12 protein-coding genes are annotated in these 14,325 nt (G+C 46.2%); 6 read left to right on the forward strand and 6 right to left on the reverse strand.

What is annotated here, in order from left to right:
* Window positions 1–68: 68 nt before the first annotated feature.
* The 4 genes from JRG66_RS06385 to JRG66_RS06400 all read right to left on the reverse strand — a co-directional run bounded on the left by JRG66_RS06385 (window position 69) and on the right by JRG66_RS06400 (window position 6,474).
* Complete coding sequence (locus tag JRG66_RS06385) at window positions 69–1,691, reverse strand: aspartate:alanine exchanger family transporter (protein WP_265165023.1); 1,623 nt, start codon at window positions 1,689–1,691, stop codon at window positions 69–71.
* A gap of 112 nt (window positions 1,692–1,803) precedes the next feature.
* A complete protein-coding gene (gene pflA, locus JRG66_RS06390) occupies window positions 1,804–2,592 on the reverse strand; it encodes a pyruvate formate-lyase-activating protein (RefSeq protein WP_265165024.1) in 789 nt (262 codons plus the stop codon).
* A 98-nt stretch (window positions 2,593–2,690) separates the two neighbouring features.
* Complete coding sequence (gene pflB, locus JRG66_RS06395) at window positions 2,691–4,928, reverse strand: formate C-acetyltransferase (protein WP_265165026.1); 2,238 nt, start codon at window positions 4,926–4,928, stop codon at window positions 2,691–2,693.
* 268 nt (window positions 4,929–5,196) lie between these two features.
* Complete coding sequence (locus tag JRG66_RS06400; RefSeq protein ID WP_265165027.1) at window positions 5,197–6,474, reverse strand: L-lactate MFS transporter; 1,278 nt, start codon at window positions 6,472–6,474, stop codon at window positions 5,197–5,199.
* 153 nt (window positions 6,475–6,627) lie between these two features.
* Between JRG66_RS06400 and JRG66_RS06405 the strand changes: the two genes are divergently transcribed.
* Window positions 6,628–7,023 carry a hypothetical protein gene (locus tag JRG66_RS06405; RefSeq protein WP_265165028.1) on the forward strand — a complete coding sequence of 132 codons (396 nt, stop codon included), beginning with the start codon at window positions 6,628–6,630 and terminating at the stop codon, window positions 7,021–7,023.
* An 83-nt stretch (window positions 7,024–7,106) separates the two neighbouring features.
* Here JRG66_RS06405 and JRG66_RS06410 read toward each other — a convergent pair whose 3' ends face one another.
* A complete protein-coding gene (locus JRG66_RS06410; protein WP_265165030.1) occupies window positions 7,107–8,147 on the reverse strand; it encodes a ligase-associated DNA damage response exonuclease in 1,041 nt (346 codons plus the stop codon).
* A gap of 232 nt (window positions 8,148–8,379) precedes the next feature.
* On the opposite strand from JRG66_RS06410, the gene JRG66_RS06415 reads away from it, so the two are divergent.
* Window positions 8,380–8,805 (forward strand): tellurite resistance TerB family protein, encoded by a 426-nt coding sequence (locus tag JRG66_RS06415; RefSeq protein WP_265165032.1) that lies wholly within the window; start codon window positions 8,380–8,382, stop codon window positions 8,803–8,805.
* A gap of 80 nt (window positions 8,806–8,885) precedes the next feature.
* Here JRG66_RS06415 and fbp read toward each other — a convergent pair whose 3' ends face one another.
* Window positions 8,886–9,896, reverse strand: coding sequence for a class 1 fructose-bisphosphatase (gene fbp / locus JRG66_RS06420; RefSeq protein WP_265165033.1), 1,011 nt, complete (start codon window positions 9,894–9,896; stop codon window positions 8,886–8,888).
* A 118-nt stretch (window positions 9,897–10,014) separates the two neighbouring features.
* Between fbp and JRG66_RS06425 the strand changes: the two genes are divergently transcribed.
* The 4 genes from JRG66_RS06425 to JRG66_RS06440 all read left to right on the forward strand — a co-directional run bounded on the left by JRG66_RS06425 (window position 10,015) and on the right by JRG66_RS06440 (window position 14,323).
* Window positions 10,015–10,497 (forward strand): GNAT family N-acetyltransferase, encoded by a 483-nt coding sequence (locus JRG66_RS06425; protein ID WP_265165034.1) that lies wholly within the window; start codon window positions 10,015–10,017, stop codon window positions 10,495–10,497.
* Complete coding sequence (locus JRG66_RS06430; RefSeq protein ID WP_265165036.1) at window positions 10,494–11,744, forward strand: aspartate kinase; 1,251 nt, start codon at window positions 10,494–10,496, stop codon at window positions 11,742–11,744. Before JRG66_RS06425 ends, JRG66_RS06430 begins: the two co-directional genes overlap by 4 nt.
* Window positions 11,745–11,768: 24 nt before the next feature.
* Window positions 11,769–13,598, forward strand: coding sequence for a GNAT family N-acyltransferase (locus JRG66_RS06435; RefSeq protein WP_265165038.1), 1,830 nt, complete (start codon window positions 11,769–11,771; stop codon window positions 13,596–13,598).
* Between the two features lie 74 nt (window positions 13,599–13,672).
* Window positions 13,673–14,323, forward strand: a complete 651-nt coding sequence (locus tag JRG66_RS06440; RefSeq protein WP_265165040.1) for an SDR family oxidoreductase — start codon at window positions 13,673–13,675, stop codon at window positions 14,321–14,323.
* Window positions 14,324–14,325 lie beyond the last annotated feature (2 nt).

The following is a 14,325-nucleotide window of genomic DNA, read 5'->3' on the forward strand; positions in this document are numbered from 1 at the left end:
TGTCATTTTTGAGTCTGAAGCTTCAGAAACAGATGAAAATTAACTTCCGAAGAAAACATTTTTATACTCTACAAAATGTAGCTAAGCACCTGGGTAAAGATGATGATGGCGACCAGGGCAAAGGGGTAAACGGTGGCGTAGGCTACCTGCGGACCTTCGCTGCTCGTCATGGAATCTACCGCGCTTAGGCCGGGAGTGCTAGTCATACCCCCGGTTAAAGCCCCCAGGACAGACAAAAAGTTCATTTTAAGAATGATCCTGGCCACCAGCACGACGATGATCATGGGGATCAAGGTAATTGCCGCGCCAATGGCAAAGAGGCTTAAGCCGTATTCCTGGATGGTGGGCCCCAGCTGGCTACCCGCAGAAAGCCCTACGGGAATGAGGAAAAGCAGGAGGCCAAACTGCCGTAAAATATGATTTCCGGTACCCGGAAGGTTCCATAAAATGGGCCCTGTTTTTCCAATCCGGCTCAATATGAGGGCTGCAAGTAAAACGCCGCCCGTAAGCCCCAGTGAGAAGGAACTGCCTACGGGAAGCGGCACTTCAATGGCCCCAATCATTAAGCCGATGAGAATGCCCAGGGCAACCGGCAGGAAACTGGTGGTTTCAACTTCTTTCATGCTATCGCCAAAAAGAAGGCTAAGGCCGTTCACGTTGCCGCGGGTAGAAGAAATGAACAAACGGTCGCCAAACCTCAGCTTGACCGAGGGCCTCGCCGGCAGGTCAATGCCTGCCCTTCTAATGCGTGTTACCGTGGCTTTGTAGTTCTCCCTCAGGTTGAGTTCCCCCAGGGTTTTATTGACCACATTCCGCTTGGAAATGACATACCACCTCACTTCGAACATACCACTTTCGGGGATTTCGATATCTGTGGGATTCCCCAAAAGCAATTCCACTTTTTTGAGGGCTTCGCTGGTGCCTACAGCCCTTACCACGTCACCCTTCCGAAGAACAAGATCGGCCGCAGGTGGAATGGAGGTCTCATTGGCCCTCATGACCCGTGAAATATTCGCCTTGGTCATCATCCTGATATCCAGCTCCCTAATGGTCTTGCCGTTAGCATTTTCGTTGGTCACCATAAAATTCTTATGGCCCACCTCGGGGATTTTGGTTTGGGTTTCTTCAATGTATTTCTGCTCTTCCCGGGCCATATTGGTGGCAAATATCTTAGGAGCAAGCCTTACAAAAAGGATCACTCCAATAACTCCAAACGGATAAGCAATCCCGTAACCGATAGACGCCAGAGACGAGCCGGTAGCTTCAATGGCAGCTGCCAGACCGGGTGTACTGGTGAGCGCACCCGAAAATAGGCCTACAGAGATCCTATAATCTATATCTAAAACAAGTGCCAGGACCAGGGTGGTAAGAGCACCGGCCAAAACGGTCAAAAAAGCCATGCTAATAAGCTTTCTTCCCTGAGATTTATATACCTCAAAAAAGGTGGGGCCGGCCTGCATGCCTATGGTGAAGATAAACAGCAAAAGCCCTATTTGCTGAATAATTCCGGGAAACGCAAACTCCACACCCTGGGAGAACATGGCATAGCCGTAGAACATTGCCACAAAGATCACTGCCGAAGTATCGAGCGACAAACCTTTGTAGGAGGCTTTTCCCAGGATGATCCCTATGCCTATAATTATAAAAAGAGCTACATAATCTGTGCTCAGAAAATCGAGAAGTGAAGACATTGTGATCTTATTTTGATGTTTTGAACTATTGAAAAATTCCTGTCAAAAATAGCTTTTTCAGGAAGCGTTTTTTAGCTGAAGCCGATTCAAATTTCTTCGGAAATTTCCGGAATCAGTTTACCCGCACTTCCCGGAAGTATTTTCTGAAAACAGCAGCGGTATTTTCGAGGGTTTCAGCGTTTGGCGGGCTCACATCCTTCAGCTTGTATTCCATGCCAAGGGCTTCCCATTTGTGCACCCCCAGTTGGTGATAAGGCAGAATTTCTATACGCTCAATAGTCTTGTAATCTTTAAAATGCCTGCCCAGCTCGTGCAGGTGTGCTTCCTGGTCACTCCAGCCGGGAACCAGCACATAGCGCAGCCACATGGGTTTACCGGTACTTTCGCGGTATTCGGCGATTTTGAAGGTGCTTAGATTGGAGAGGCCGGTGAGTTTTTTATGCCATTCGTTGTTAAAATGCTTCACATCGAGCATCAGCAAATCGGTCACATCGAGCAGGTCTTTAGCCTGCTGGTCTATTACGCGCCCATTGGAATCAAGCACCGTATTGATACCTTCCTGGTGCAGCCTTTCAAAAAGCTTTTTAAGGATAGCGCGTTGCAGCAAAGGCTCCCCTCCCGAAACCGTTACGCCTCCCTTATTGCGAAAATAGGGCTTCTGTTTTATCGCCCGCTGCACAATTTCCTCTATATTTAAAAAATGGCCTCCCTTTACATCCATGGTATCGGGATTGGCGCAGTAAAGGCAACGAAACTGGCAGCCCTGTACAAATACGACCAGTCTTATTCCGGGGCCGTCGTGGGTACCAAAAGATTCTATGGAATGTACCCTAAGTTGTTCAGAATCTGGTGCGTTTAATTGTGCTACTTCCTGTTTAACCAAAGATCCATCCTTTATCATAGCATTTCATTTTTGGGAAATTAGTAAAAAAGATCAGGAGATTTCGTTTTGGGGGTACCTGAAATCTCCTGATGCTCAATTAAAAACTCAATCCTAAACTACATTCTTTCGTGGAAGGTTCTTGCGATCACTTCCAGTTGGTGGGCTTTTGACAGCCTTATAAAGTTTACCGCATAGCCGGAGACCCTAATGGTCAACTGAGGATAATTTTCGGGGTGCTCGTAAGCATCCATCAAAGTTTCGCGGTTAAGCACGTTCACATTAAGGTGGTGGGCATTGAGGCCAAAGTAGGCGTCAAGCAGGCCAACCAGGTTTTCAATTTGCCCTTCCCTGTCGCTTCCCAAAGATTTGGGAACTATAGAGAAGGTGTTGGAGATCCCGTCCTGGGCATCCCTGTAATCTAATTTGGCAACCGAGTTCAAAGAGGCTATGGCACCGTGTTCATCGCGGCCGTGCATTGGGTTTGCACCGGGGGCAAAGGCTTCACCTTCTTTTCTTCCATCGGGGGTGGCACCGGTCTTTTTACCATACATCACATTGGAAGTGATGGTGAGCAAAGAGAGTGTGGAGACTGCGTCTTTGTAACACTTGTGCTTAGCAAGTTCCTGAGAGAAGAATCGGGTGATCTCCCTTGCAATGCTGTCTACCCTTTCATCGTCGTTACCAAACTTCGGATATTCCCCTTCTACTTTGAAGTCTACAGTAAGCCCTTCTTCATTGCGGATAGCTTTAACTTTTCCGTATTTAATGGCCGAAAGTGAATCGGCAATGATAGAGATTCCGGCAATTCCGTAGGCCATGTCAATACCGGGATCGGAATCTACGAATGCCAGCTGGGCTTTCTCATAGTAGTACTTATCGTGCATGTAGTGGATGATGTTCATGGTCTTGGAATACACCCTGGCCACTTCAACCATCGACTTTTTGAAGTTTGACATTACCTCTTCATAATCGAGATACTCGTTTTGCAGCGCAGGAATTCCAGCCAGTAAAGCCTGTCCTGAATGCTCTTCCCTGCCCTGGTTAAGTGCCATTAACAGCGTTTTTGGAAGGTTTACACGGGCTCCAAAGAACTGTATCCTTTTTCCTAATTCCTGGTAGGAAACACAACATGCAATTCCGTAATCGTCTGAACCTCTTACCAGCCTCATCAAGTCGTCATTCTCATATTGAATTGAAGAAGTATCTATAGAGACCTGGGCACAGAATTTTTTGAAGCCTTCAGGCAGATCCTGAGACCAGAGTACGGTTAGGTTAGGCTCGGGAGAAGGCCCCAGGTTATAAAGAGTTTGTAAGAACCTGAAAGAAGTTTTGGTCACTTTTGTTCTTCCGTCTTCAAACTGCCCGCCAATGGCTTCGGTTACCCAGGTTGGGTCGCCCCCAAAGATTTCGTCATAGGCTTCAGGGCGCAGGTGCCTTACCATTCGCAGTTTCATCACGAATTGATCAATAAATTCCTGGGCTTCTTCTTCGGTTATCAAACCTTCGGTAAGATCTCTTTCAATATAAACATCAAGGAAAGAAGAAACGTTACCAAGAGACATAGCCGCGCCATCCTGCTCTTTTACAGCGGCAAGGTAGGCCATGTACACCCACTGTACAGCTTCACGGGCATTTTGGGCAGGCCTTCCAAGATCAAGACCGTACATAGCTCCCATTTGCTTGATATCTTTAAGGGCAACTATTTGATCTGTGATCTCTTCGCGAAGGCGTATCTTGTGTTCGGTCATTTCTCCATCCACAAGTCGCTTATCTTGTTCTTTAGCTTCAATAAGGCGGTCTGTCCCATAAAGGGCAAGCCGGCGGTAATCTCCAATGATCCTGCCACGGGCGTAGTTATCGGGCAGGCCGGTAAGGATTCCTCTTGAGCGATAATTTCTAATTTCATCATCGTATGCAGCAAACACAGCGTTGTTATGATCTTTGGTATAATCAAAGATTTCTTTAACACGCTGTGTTACCTGCTGACCTTTTTCGGCCACAGCACCTTCTACTACACGAAATCCGCCAAAAGGCTTCATGGCTCTTTTTAAAAGCTCGTTGGTTTGTAAACCTACAATTACCTCAAGATCTTTATTGATGTAACCCGGGCCATGACTGGTGATGCCCGAAATAGTTTCAGTATCTATCGCCCTGCAGCCGTTTCGCTCCCGCTCCTCTTTCATGGCAGCGAGGCATATTTGCCACAGCGTTTTAGTTCTCTCTGTAGCACCGGCGAGGAATGAATCATCACCGTAATAAGGGGTCACATTAAGGGTCACAAAATCCCTCACATCAATTTTCCTGGTCCAGGTTCCTTCGCGGAACTCAAGTACTTCCTGAGATAACTTCAGCATCTTTTTTTGATTTTATTGAAGAGTATACTTGTTACAAATGCTGCTCTTCAATTTTAATTACAGCACAAATTTCCCTCAGAAAAGCAGCTTTTTTTATGATAAAAATCATATTTCAACCCGCCCCCGGCACCCCGAATAGCTTCAATCGTTTTAGTTGATAACAATATGAAACTACAACGTTTTAGGGCAGGATCAAATTTTCGCTTTCGCAAAAAATGCTCTTAAAAATTCAGATTTCTTCGGAAATAATGCTGAAAATCAAACAGGGCTAGCTTTCAGAAGAGGAAACAACTGCAGCTTGAACTGCGGCAGCAGATTTTTCTTCAACAACTGAAATTTTCCTGATATCCCGGCGAATGAGCATGGAAAGCAAAAAAGCCACCACCAGCAGGCCCGAGAAAATGTACAGGGTAGAATTGTAGCTGCTGGAAATAGAACGCGCCCAGGCAGCCAGTAGCGGCCCGGCCATACCAGCCGCCGCCCAGGCGGTGAGGGTATACCCCAGGATAATCCCCAGTTGTTTAGTGCCAAAAAGGTCTTTTATAAAGGCGGGTACAGTGGCAAAACCTCCGCCGTAGCAGGAAATGATCACAAACACAAGCAGCTGAAACACCCACGCATTGGTTACCTGTGGCAATATCAAAAAGGCAATGATCTGCACTATAAAAAAGCAGCTAAAGATATTTGGCCGCCCAATGGCGTCTGAAAGCGAAGCCCAGCCAATGCGGCCCAGGCCGTTGAACAAGCCCATTACTCCCACCATAGTGGCTGCAGCGACCGCTGTTAATCCGGCAAACTCCTGTGCCATTGGCGATGCCGCCGAAATAATGGCAATTCCGCAGGAAATATTGATAAAGAACATGAGCCAAAGCAGCCAGAACCTCCTGGTCTTTACCGCCTCTCCTGCCGTAAGCTGAACAGGGTTTTGCACTACTTTCTCTGCCTCTTTTGCCTCCTGGCCGGGAGACCAGTTGGCCGGAGGTAAAGAAATATAGAGGGAAGACAAAAGTATTACCACAAAATATATACTCCCCATTAAGTAAAAAGTATTTGCAATGCCAATGGCTTCTATAAGGAAAACGATCAACGGACTGCTTATAAGCGCTGCAAAGCCAAAGCCCATTACCGCCATACCGGTTGCAAGGCCGGGTTTGTCTGGGAACCATTTAATGAGTGCCGAAACCGGTGTAATATACCCCAGCCCCAATCCAATCCCGCCTAAAAGGCCATAGAAAAGGTAAAGCAGGTAGATAGATTCCAGTTCTATGGCAAGACCCGAGCCGGCAATTCCCGCTCCAAAAAGTACGGCGGTAAGAATACCCGATCTCCCGGGACCGTTCTTTTCCAGGAAATGCCCCAGGAAAGCAGCTGAAATTCCCAAAAAGAATATCGCAAGGCTAAACGTGAACTGCGTTTCTTTTAAATCCCATCCCAGCTGTTGGGTAAGCGGCGTGGTATATACGCTCCACGCATAAACAGAACCAATTGAAAGATGCATGCCAACTGCAGATGCGGCAATGAGCCAGCGGTTTTTTACTTTTCCCATGAAATAGAGAATTAAAAGAGAAATTTTTGGCAAAATAAACAAAGGCATCCACAATAAAACATGACATGAGTCAGCCGCGAGTAATTGTTCCAGGGATTACCGACACTTTTGCCGGGAAATCTCTAATTTTGCAGCCGCTAAATACGCTTACAAATGACAGCAGAAGAAGGAAATTCTAAATCGCACGAACCTCAGCTATACTCAAAAAGCCTCATCTTGATCTTTGCGCTGCTTTTTTCTACCATTTTTGCCGCTGTCCTGCTCATGTCAAACCTCAGAACATTGGGCAAGAAGAAAGAATCGGGCTGGGTACTGCTCTTTGCCGTTGTTTATCTATTTACCACTGCGCTGCTCATGCAGGCCCTTAGCCTCTCCCCGTCAATGACGGCCATCGCTAACGTGATTGGTGCCGCAATTCTCAACGAATTCTTCTGGAACAAATTCATTGGTCGCGACCTGCAATACCACAAGAAAAGCTGGATCAAGCCAATCCTCATTGCGGTAGGCATCGCCCTGCTGCTGTTCTTTTTCTTAATGGGCAGCATGTAATTTCTTCAGAAGTTTTTTCCTTTCAGGTGAACATTACTATACTGGATATTGGATATCATTTTTTTCTGACCACTGACCACTTTTTATCCATCTTCATTTTCATCCTGCTTTGTGTTCATCTCTGCCAGCTCTCCTTCATACTGGGTTTCGGCGGTGCGGGCGTCGTAACCCTGTTCATTTAAAAACCGGCTGAAGATCTCAGAATATCCGTGGGTACAGATCACCCGCTCGCAACCTGTTGCTTTGATGGATGACAACAATCCCTGCCAGTCGCAATGGTCAGAAAGTACGAATCCGCGGTCTACTGCCCGGCGGCGGCGTGCACCACGAAAAGCCATCCAGCCACTGGCCATTCCGGTTTCAAAAGGCACCATTTTCCTGATCCAGGTACTGCCGTGGGCGCTGGGCGGTGCGAGCACCATTCCGCCTCTTAATTCGTTCTTTTTTGTTTCCCGTGTTATTCTTGTCGTTTCAGGAAGTTCGGCAAAAGGCCGCACTACTTCGGTCATATTCTCTATGGCGCCGTGGGTGAAGATCCTGCCGATTGATGGATTTAAAAACTTTAGGAGCCGCTGGGCTTTCCCAAGGGAGTAGCCAAAAAGGACAGAGGTTTTACCTTCTGCCCGGTTTTGCCGCCACCAGCTGTTAATATCGTTCATCACCTGCTGCTGCGGCAGCCACTTAAAAGCCGGAAGCCCAAAAGTGCATTCGGTGATAAAAGCCTGGCATTTTACAGGTTCAAAAGGCGTTGCCAGCCCGTCGTCTTCAGTTTTGTAATCGCCGCTAAAAACCCAGACCTCACCTTTGTGTTCTACCCTCACCTGGGAAGAGCCAATAATATGGCCGGCCGGAAAAAGCGAAAATTTCACGTTGTTAATAACGAAGGTCTCCCCGTATTCCTTTCCGGAAACCTGAATTTCTCCAAGCCGGTGTTTTATAATGGGAACATTGTTGTGGTGGGTGATGTACTGCTTATGCCCCCATCGGGAATGATCGGCGTGGCCGTGGGTGATGATCGCCTTGTTTACGGGCTTCCACGGATCGAGGTAAACACCCGCAGGCTCGCAGTAGATCCCTTTATCATCAAAGCAAAGCAGGGGTTTTTTCTGATTTTTGAGCGGCATAAATTCAAGTTAGTATTTTTTGTGCAGGGCAGCTGTGGCATTAGGAAAAAATTAAAACTGGAAATGCCCTTTTTAAAGGCTTAGCGATTGCAGCGGTTAGCTTTTGGGGCGGCTTTAGCGCCTCAAAACTATGAGCGAAAAGCGCGGCCACCGCCTTTTTTGGCGGGGGAAAGCCCCAAAGACATCAAAAAATAAAGCTGTAATTTGCTATATTTGAGTAAAATATTGTGCTATGTCATTTTCAGATCTTTTTGGAACCGGGGAACACCTCAGGAATCTTGGGCATTTTGCCGCTATTGTAAACCTTGCTGCCGCCGATGGGCCAATAAATGCCAAAGAAGAGGCGCAGTTAAAGCGTTTTGCCACCAAACTGGATATTGCGGAAGATGAATATATGAAGGTGCTGCAAAACCCCAACGCTTTTCCCATTCACCCGAACAATTCGGTTGAAGGACGGCTGGAGCGACTTTATGATTTGTTCAGGATCATTTATTCAGACCATGATATTGAAGAGCAGGAAGTGGGCCTTCTTAAAAAATATGCCATTGGCATAGGTTTTTCTCAAAAAGTGGCCGAAGACATCATAAAGCGTTCTATGGAGATCTTTAGCGGGATGAGCTTTGATGACTACCGCTACCTGCTTAACAGGGAAAAATAAGACCGCTTTGCATCAAGAGACAAGAATCAAGACTATTGTCTGGAAAATTTCTTCCAAAAATGACATTTTTGGACCTTTAGTTATTCAGGGTTTTTGGCCATGAATTCTTCGGCTTTTTCTACCATTTCTTTATTTCCGCAGAAGAAAGGAGTGCGCTGGTGCAGTTGGGTGGGCTCAATATCCAAAACCCGCCTGAAGCCGTCGCTTGCCTTGCCGCCGGCCTGTTCGGCAATAAAAGCCATGGGATTACATTCGTACAGCAACCTTAGTTTGCCTTTTGGCGCATTGGAAGTGGTGGGATAGAAATAGATTCCGCCTTTGATCATGTTGCGGTGGAAGTCGGACACCAGCGAACCTATATACCTCGAGGTGAAAGGCCTATCATCTTTTTCTTCCTGGCAATATTTAATGAATTGTTTTACGCCCTTTGGAAAGTGCACGTAATTCCCTTCATTCACCGAATAAATACTTCCTCTTTCGGGAAATTTCATATCGGGATGAGAAAGGTACCAAGAGCCAAGGGCCGGGTTAAGGGTAAAGCCGTTCACGCCGTGCCCGGTGGTATAAACGAGCATCGTGGAGGTGCCATACACAATGTAGCCCGCAGCCACCTGCTGGCTCCCCGGCTGCAAGAAATCTTCTAGTTGAACGGGAGTGCCTATAGGGCTAACGCGGCGGTAAATGGAAAAAATGGTTCCCACGGAAACATTCACATCAATATTTGAACTTCCGTCAAGCGGATCCATCAACACCACATATTTATTCTTGTGATCTTGTTTCTGGCCTGAAATGGTAATAAATTCTTCAGATTCTTCGGAAGCAATTCCGCAGACAATCTCACGGTTGGTAAGGGTTTGTATAAATTTTTCATTGGCGTAGACATCCAGCTTTTGCTGGTCTTCCCCCTGCACATTGGTCTCTCCTGCTGCGCCGGTAATATCTACCAGTCCGGCTTTGTTCACCTCGTGGTTCACCACTTTTGCGGCAAGCCTGATGGAGTTAATCAATCTGGAAAGTTCTCCCGAAGAAAAGGGAAATTCGGCCTGATTTTCAATAATAAATTCGCCTAATGTCTGATTTTTCTTGACCATTGAAGTTGAAAATGTGCTTGTACCAAACAAAACTAAAGGAAATTATTTTAAGCAACTACAACGATTTCGTAATTTAATCTTAAAATCAAATCTCTATTTTTGCAGGCAAATCACAGCTATGAACACCACTATTCGAGACGCAGGAAAAGAAGATATGCCGGCAGTGCTGGAGTTGATCAAGGAACTGGCAGCTTTTGAGAACGAACCCGATGCGGTGATCACCACTGTAGAAACCCTGGAAAAAGAAGGATTTGGCGAGCATCCGCTCTTCCACGTTTTTGTGGCCGAGGTAGACGGCAAAATTGAAGGAATGGCCCTCGTATATTACCGTTTCTCTACATGGAAAGGCCGTACCCTGCACCTCGAAGACCTTATTGTACGCGAAGAAAAACGCGGCACCGGCCTGGGGAACGCGTTGTACAAAAGGGTGATAGAATATGCCAAAGCCCAGGGTTTAAAACGAGTTGAATGGGTGGTGCTGGACTGGAACCAGCACGCTATAGATTTCTACGCGCGAAGCGGTGCCAATATTCTGAAAGACTGGTACACAGTGCAGATGGATGAGAACGGCATCACCAAATACATAGAGACAAACGCATGAAAGTTTTCAAATTTGGGGGTGCATCTGTAAAGGATGCCGGCGGGGTAAAGAATGTGCTGCAGGTATTAGAAACCGAAGGAACCGCTGAAAAACTCGTGGTAATTTCGGCCATGGGCAAAATGACCAATGCGCTTGAAGTAGTGGTAAATGATTACCTCCAAAAAGGGGATTTTAAAAATGCGCTTCAACCCGTGAAAGAATTTCACCGGGAAATTATGCTGGAATTGTTCGGACACGGTGAGCATCCGGCTTTTGCTTCGGTAAGAGGATTATTCCAGGGTTTGGAAAATTTTCTTCAGCACAACCGCTCTGCCAATTACGATTTTGTGTACGACCAGGTGGTGATCTATGGAGAGTTGCTCTCTACCACGATTGTGAGCTCATACCTTTCTTCCTGCGGAATAAAGAACGACCTGCTCGATGCCCGTAACTGCATACGCACCGACAATACTTATCGCGATGCGCAGGTAGAGTGGGAAGAGACCCAGGCGCAGATCACGGCCGTGGTAAACCGGAAAACGCTTAGCATCACCCAGGGTTTTATTGGGGCCGATGCCAACAACTTCTCAACAACGCTTGGGCGCGAAGGCAGTGATTACACAGCCGGGATTTTCGCCTACTGCCTTAATGCCGAAAGTGTGACCATCTGGAAAGACGTGCCCGGCGTGTTAAATGCCGACCCCCGGGTATTTGAAAATGCGCAGCTGCTCGATCATATTTCTTATGAAGAAGCCATAGAACTGGCATTTTACGGCGCTTCGGTGATTCATCCCAAGACACTTCAGCCATTGCAGCGCAAGGAAATTCCGCTGTACGTGAAATCGTTCCTGAACCCGGCAAACCCCGGAACTGCGGTTAAGAAAGGACAGCCCATACTTCCGAAGCTGCCCTGTTTTATCGTCAAGAAAAACCAGGTACTTATCTCTTTATCTTCCCTAGATTTTTCATTTATCCTGGAGAAAAACATCAGTGAGATCTTCAGCCTTTTTCATAAATATCAAATAAAGGTGGATCTTATTCAGAACTCTGCCATCAGTTTTTCAGTTTGTATTGACAATAAATTTAATAACTTAGAAAAGTTAATAAGCCATTTAAAGGCCACTTTTAGGGTGAATTACAACACTGGCGTGTCGCTTTACACGATTCGGCATTTTGATGAGAACGCAGTGGCGACGCTGGAGAAAGACAAAAAGGTGCTTCTCAAGCAAATCACCCGGGAAACCGTTCAGCTTGTAGCCATACCCTAGTTTTTAACTTTTAATAAAATTTAAATGGGAATTGTAAGTGCAAAAGAAGTTGCCAGAGTGATGAATTTGGACAAATTCGGAATTTTGGGAACCTCTATGGGATGGATAGTTCTTAAAACTACCAAGCTTTCGGTCATCAACAAGGAATACGACAAGCGCAAAGACATGAGCGCGCCCCAATTCATTGATTCTATTCTGAAAGCTTTTGAAATCAACTTCGAAATCCCCGAAGAAGACCTGAAGCGCATCCCAAAAACAGGGCCTTTTATTACCATTTCAAACCACCCCTTAGGCGGTATTGACGGTATGATACTCCTGAAGCTCCTGCTTTCAAGGCGTGAGGATTTTAAAGTGATTGCAAATTTCCTGTTGCAGCGAATCGAGCCTTTACAGCCATACATTATGCCAGTAAATCCTTTTGAGGAGCACAAGGAGGCACAGAGCAGCACCAAAGGCATCAAAGAGGCCATTTTACACCTCAAAGACGGCAAACCGCTTGGCATTTTTCCCGCAGGCGAGGTCTCTACCTATCGCGACCATAAAATGATCGTTGACCGGCCCTGGGATCCAGCCGCCATTAAACTTATCCAGAAGGCAAAAGTGCCGGTGATCCCCATTTATTTTCACGCGAAGAATAGCACCTTCTTTTACCGGCTCGCATCAATAAGTGACATTCTTAGAACCGCCAAGCTTCCCAGCGAGATGTTGTCACAAAAGAAGCGCAAGATCAAAGTACGGATTGGAAATGCCATTCAGCCGCAGGATATTGAAGATATTACAAGCATTGAAGCGCTCACTGCTTTTTTACGCCGAAAGACTTACATGCTGGCAAATGCCTTCGAAAAAAAGCCATTTTTGAAAGGTATTCCCAAAAATTTTAAAATTCAGAAGCCTCCCAAAAAGATTGTTGAAGAGACCCAACTGGATCTAATGCTGGAAGAGGTGGAGACCTGCCGAAAACTCGACAAGCGGCTCCTGGAAAGTAAAAATTACGAAGTCTTTCTCGCAAAAAAAGAGATCATTCCCAATATACTAAAGGAAATTGGAAGATTAAGAGAAATTACCTTTAGAGCGATTGGCGAAGGCACCAACATGTCTACAGATCTCGATAATTTTGACGATTACTACTACCACATGTTCCTGTGGGACAATGAGGCCAACAAAATAGCCGGGGCTTACCGAATGGGCATGGGAGCCGAGATCTATGAAGAATTCGGGATTCAGGGCTTTTACCTGCAGGACCTTTTCAGGTTTGAACCCGAACTGCATAAAATGATGAGCGAATCTATTGAAATGGGAAGGGCTTTTATCACCGGCGAATATCAACAGCGGCCCATGCCCCTGTTCCTGTTGTGGAAAGGCATTGTGCACTGTACGCTGCGTTTTCCAAAGCACAAATACCTTATTGGCGGGGTGAGCATCAGCAATAAATTCTCCAATTTCTCAAAATCGCTCATGATAGAATTCATGAGGTCGCATTACTACGATCCTTATGTGGCGCAATACATTAGGCCGAAAAAGGAATTTAAGGTTAAGCTGAAAGACGTGGACAAAGATTTTGTGTTTGATGAAACCCAGTCTGACCTCAACAAGTTTGACCGCTTCATTGATGAACTGGAACCCGGAAGCCTGAGACTTCCGGTACTTATCAAAAAATACATCAAGCAAAACGCAAAGGTTGTGGCATTCAACGTAGACCCCTTGTTCAATGACGCGATTGACGGACTCATGTACATTCGCATTGCCGATCTTCCTGAAAGCACCGTGCGGCCGGTGATAGAAGAATTTCAACAGGAGCTGGAGCGCAAGGTTACCGAAATGCGCAAAAAGGAGCAGCAGGCTGAACAAGAATAGCCAAATTGCCCGAAGCCCTTTGGAAATGGCCTTTTTGATGCTTATCTTGCTATTTCAGAAAATAAAAGCGACAAATGGAAAAGATTTTAATAGTTGGAGCAACCGGAAGTACAGGAAAAAGAATTATCGAAATCCTGAACAACAGCCAGAGTTTTGAACCGGTGGCCATGATAAGAAAAGAGGAGCAGAAAGAGATTTTTGACGATATGGAGGTGAAGTGGGTATTTGCCGACCTTGAGCAGGACGACCTTAGCCCTGCGCTAAAAGGTATTGACAAAGTGATCTTTGCTGCAGGTTCGGGCAGTAAAACAGGCCCCGACAAGACCACAGAAGTTGATGAAAAAGGCGCCATAAAAGTGATAGATGCCGCAAAAAAGGCAAAAGTGAAGAAGTTTATCATGCTTAGCGCCATGGGGGCCGATGAACCTTCACAGCACGAGAAACTGGAACACTACCTGAAGGCCAAAGCCACCGCCGATAAGCACTTAAAAGAAAGCGGACTAAACTATACCATAGTGCGCCCGGGAGGCCTTACCGACGATATGGGTACAGGCAGGGTGAAAATTTCAGAAAAACTGGACTCTTTAGGTGAAATACCAAGAGACGACGTGGCATTTCTCCTCATCATGTCGCTAGCCGATCCTTTGGTGAAGAACATGAGCTTTGAGGCTGTAGAGGGAGAAGAGCCCATTAAATCGGCTATGATAGAGCTGAGTCAGTCATAATT

It is taken from the genome of Salinimicrobium tongyeongense (assembly GCF_026109735.1).
GTDB lineage: Bacteria > Bacteroidota > Bacteroidia > Flavobacteriales > Flavobacteriaceae > Salinimicrobium > Salinimicrobium tongyeongense.